This is a genomic window from Candidatus Contendobacter odensis Run_B_J11 (assembly GCF_000531125.1).
Lineage (GTDB): Bacteria > Pseudomonadota > Gammaproteobacteria > Competibacterales > Competibacteraceae > Contendibacter > Contendibacter odensensis.
On sequence record NZ_CBTK010000204.1, the window covers coordinates 1 to 3,753 of the forward strand.

The 3,753-nt window shown below is 47.0% G+C and carries 5 protein-coding genes; all 5 read right to left on the minus strand.

What is annotated here, in order from left to right:
• Positions 1-45: 45 nt before the first annotated feature.
• The gene (locus BN874_RS24580) at positions 46-1,512 is read right to left on the minus strand and encodes a glycosyltransferase family protein (RefSeq protein WP_154724909.1); all 1,467 of its coding nucleotides are present in this window, start codon (positions 1,510-1,512) and stop codon (positions 46-48) included.
• A gap of 69 nt (positions 1,513-1,581) precedes the next feature.
• Positions 1,582-2,730 carry a dTDP-4-amino-4,6-dideoxygalactose transaminase gene (rffA, locus tag BN874_RS12265; protein WP_034433740.1) on the minus strand — a complete coding sequence of 383 codons (1,149 nt, stop codon included), beginning with the start codon at positions 2,728-2,730 and terminating at the stop codon, positions 1,582-1,584.
• A 1-nt stretch (position 2,731) separates the two neighbouring features.
• Positions 2,732-3,013 (minus strand): type II toxin-antitoxin system Phd/YefM family antitoxin, encoded by a 282-nt coding sequence (locus BN874_RS12270; protein ID WP_034433742.1) that lies wholly within the window; start codon positions 3,011-3,013, stop codon positions 2,732-2,734.
• 39 nt (positions 3,014-3,052) lie between these two features.
• Positions 3,053-3,484 carry a DUF29 domain-containing protein gene (locus BN874_RS12275; protein WP_034433744.1) on the minus strand — a complete coding sequence of 144 codons (432 nt, stop codon included), beginning with the start codon at positions 3,482-3,484 and terminating at the stop codon, positions 3,053-3,055.
• On the minus strand, positions 3,481-3,753 hold a 273-nt coding region (locus BN874_RS12280), incomplete at its 5' end, for a hypothetical protein (RefSeq protein WP_230314423.1). The genes BN874_RS12275 and BN874_RS12280, both read right to left, overlap by 4 nt.

Below are 3,753 nucleotides of genomic sequence, written 5' to 3' on the forward strand. Positions count from 1 at the left end.
AAAAATAGAATGGTATCTAAAAATTCCACAACCTGCATAGGAGAGCTATACCAAAATACCAACTATTTTTATGTTCAATGAACTATTTTTGAGGCGAATAAACGCCTGATGCACTATCAATAAACTTATTAAACAAACAATCAACGCCCCAAATGTTAATGGGAGATATTCAATAAAATAACTGTTTTCTGAACGAGGGGAAAGCAACCAAAAAACTCCTATCAAGCTTAGCATATAACCAATGATAAGAAGGCTAAATTGCCGTTTGTTTAAGTAAGCTTCTTTTACAATGTAATAGAGTAAGATAACTCCAAGGACTGCCCAATAGTTTGGCTTTGATAGAAATATAAGGCTTGCAATAACTCCTGCTAATACTGCCTTATTAAATAATCTAAAAGGTTTTTCTTCTGAGTGATTCAGATTCCAAAAATCAAGAAAAATAAAAACAGCTAGTGTTGATAGAAATAAAGGCAATGCATCGCCATTAAAATATGAGAAAACATACCAAACCTGTGGCGTTACAAGAAGTGGTATTGCTGCTAATTGAATTATCGGATTACGCAGTCCAAAAAACACGAGTAGAGCAAACAAAGATACATTAAACATCCGCAAAGCTATCACATCATTTTGGAAAATTGGCCAAGTGAAAACTGCGAATTTCCCCGCGATAAGATAGACAGGATCTGTACCTGTAAGATAGGCAACTCCGTAGCGATTTGTATAATGAGCGCCAAGTGTTTCTGGATCACCGATTTTTGGCTTTAGCCAATGATCATAATAATATTTGGCGCTCTCTACATGAGTAAGTTCATCTGGATGAACTGATACATCGGTTCTCGCCACGATTGACAATACAGTGATAAGACTGAGTACGAATACAAATAAAAATGAGTAAATTTGTCCAGTAGTTGGTGTTTCATAATTATATAATTTTGAGGGAAGACCACGACTATTCAAAAGAGGTATAATCATGATGATAGATATGGCAAATGGTAGCCATCGTGGCCATAAAATTCGGTTTTCTGTCAAGTTTATATCAATATTATCCAAGACAATTGACTCTGATAAATTTTTTTCTATTTCCCGTGATGGTCTGGTTTCATTAGCATAGGAAGATTCACCCTGACGTATTCTGGAAGGCCCAAATATCCGAGCTACTTCTTTGCCGTAGTATATGATTGAAGCCGAAGCGACACTTGCAGAAATATTTGGCTGTGTATCCGCATATATTCTTATTTTTTTGAGATGACATTGTGGTACTGGGACTTGATATTCAAAATACCCTGCAACAAACGTCTGACTATGTTTTAGAGAAGCAGTTTCAGCGTTTTGGCAGTATAATTCAAAGGTTAGGTGACTATTGTCACTTGCATAAACCCAAACTGATAACCGATAAGGATTTTTGATCCAATGAAGTGCAGTCAAAGTAGTTAAAAATAAAACAACACCTAAAGCAATAAGTCGGCGTAAATTTCCACTAGAACTTTTTGTAAAGATCAAATTTTTGATCATATCTGTCTCCAAAACCACAGTAGCTTTATCAAAGCGCGCAAAGAACAACAGGATTTTTACCTAGAGTATTTAGTCAATGCTTGAGGAAATGGCTTGAATTACACCCGCCTGCCATTCCTCCAGCCCCAGCCCCAGCCCCAGCCCCAGCCACAGCGGCAACCGCAACAACCGGTCAGCGATGCTATCAGTGACCGTGAGTTCGCCATGCACACGACCGCATTGGAGTCCAATCGGGGCACTGTGCAGCGGCACATAATGGAAAACTGAATGGATGTCATTGCGCTTGAGCGCGGCGATCAACGCGGTTCGGGCTTCCAAACTAGGCAACAGAATGTAGTACATGTGGGCGTTGTGCACGCATTCTTTGGAAATAATCGGGTGGCGGAGCTTGCCGGTCTTCTCCAAGGCTTCCAGCCATTGGTGATAGACGCTCCAAAGGGCAAGCCGGCGGCGGGTAATCGTGTCCGCTTCTTCCATCTGCGCCCAGAGGAAGGCGGCGATCAATTCGCCAGGCAGATAGGACGAGCCGATGTCCACCCAAGTGTATTTGTCTACTTGGCCGCGAAAAAACTGGCTGCGGTTGGTGCCCTTCTCGCGGATGACTTCGGCGCGTTGAATGAACTCCGGGTCGTTGATGAGCAGTGCGCCACCTTCACCGGAGATGATGTTTTTGGTTTCGTGGAAGGATAGAGTTCCCATGTGACCGATAGAGCCGAGCGGTCGGCCCTTGTAAGTGGACATAATGCCTTGAGCCGCGTCTTCGATGACGATCAATTGATGCCGGCGGGCAATCGCCATAATAGCGTCCATATCGCAGCCCACCCCGGCGTAATGCACCGGCACGATAGCCTTAGTCCGCTCGGTAATCGCCGCCTCGATTTGCGTCTCATCCAAATTCAGGGTGTCCGGGCGGATGTCTACGAACACCGGCGTTGCCCCGCGCAGTACAAAGGCGTTAGCGGTAGAAACAAAGGTGTAGGAAGGCAGAATCACCTCATCGCCCGGTTGAATATCAGCGAGAATCGCTGCCATTTCCAGCGCCGCAGTACAGGAGTGAGTCAGCAGCGCCTTCTGCGTTCCGGTACGGGCTTCCAGCCAAGTTTGGCATTGCTTGGTGAAATTGCCATCTCCCGCCAAGTGTCCATTGGCATGGGCTTGGGCGATATACCAGAGTTCCTTGCCGGTCATGTAGGGCTTGTTGAAGGGAATAGTCGCCATATCAGCTTTTCCTCGCGACGAGCAAACAGGACAGATCAGCCGGCTGATAAAGAGAACCGCGCAAACGGGGCGGATCAAACTCCAGATCGACGACACCGGGCATCGCCAGCCACTCGACGATATTGATTGGGTGACGGGTGATGCGCTGGTATTCCTCGATGGTCAACAGCACATGCACGGGGCGACCCTGATCGGTAATGAAAACGGGACCGCCCTGGGCCGCTTTTTGGGCTTTATTGACATCCTTGTCGAATTCCCGACGGGATAGTGTGGTGATAGTCATGATTCCACAAGGGCAGCGGGCGGGCTACTCATGATGGCATCAATCCGGCCAATAATCACCGGTGATTTCATCGACTGAAAACGGGCAATGTTCAGGGAAGGTCGCCAGCGGCAAGCCGGTTTCGCCACTGGCATTGCGACGGGATAATCTATATTCACCCTCGATAATCTCAGGCAGTTTTGGCTTTAGGCTCGGACTGTTTTTGAGTCGCTTTTCTATTTGATGCCGTCCATTGATAATGGTCAATTCCCAACTGGTGCAGCGTCGTTCAGGCTGATACTTCCATTTCAGCAAGTGCACGATGACATTGGATAAATAGCTTTCAAGCGCAAAGCGATTGCTATTACCCATGTCCTCAATTTCCTCAGCCAAGTGGGCAGTATCCAACTCGCTGAATAGCCCTTGCCGGATTAGCGCGGCCTGTTGCTGCGTCCATGCGTAAAAGTCAGTTTCGTAGGTTGCGGCAGTCATGGGCGAGGCTCTACTACTTGCTTGCTCAACTCAATCGCCCGTTGTGCTTCCAGCGCATCGATCACAACATTATTTCGGGTCACCCGCCGTCCTTCCAGGAAGTGAGTCATGGATGACGAACGACCCCCGCCTGCTTGAGCGGATGCGTAGAGACTCGATTCGCCAGCCAGAAGGCGATGCGAATCGGCACGGAGCAGAGCGCCAGGCAGGAATGAACCGCCGTCGCCGCCGTCTTTTTCGTTAAGCGGTCGCATAATCAAACCCGTCGT

What these genes read in the sequence shown, in the direction of transcription:
- BN874_RS12270 (WP_034433742.1), bottom strand. Translation starts at nt 3,013, where the DNA reads ATGACTATCACCACACTATCCCGTCGGGAATTCGACAAGGATGTCAAT.
- rffA (WP_034433740.1), bottom strand. Translation starts at nt 2,730, where the DNA reads ATGGCGACTATTCCCTTCAACAAGCCCTACATGACCGGCAAGGAACTC.
- BN874_RS12275 (WP_034433744.1), bottom strand. Translation starts at nt 3,484, where the DNA reads ATGACTGCCGCAACCTACGAAACTGACTTTTACGCATGGACGCAGCAA.
- BN874_RS24580 (WP_154724909.1), bottom strand. Translation starts at nt 1,512, where the DNA reads ATGATCAAAAATTTGATCTTTACAAAAAGTTCTAGTGGAAATTTACGC.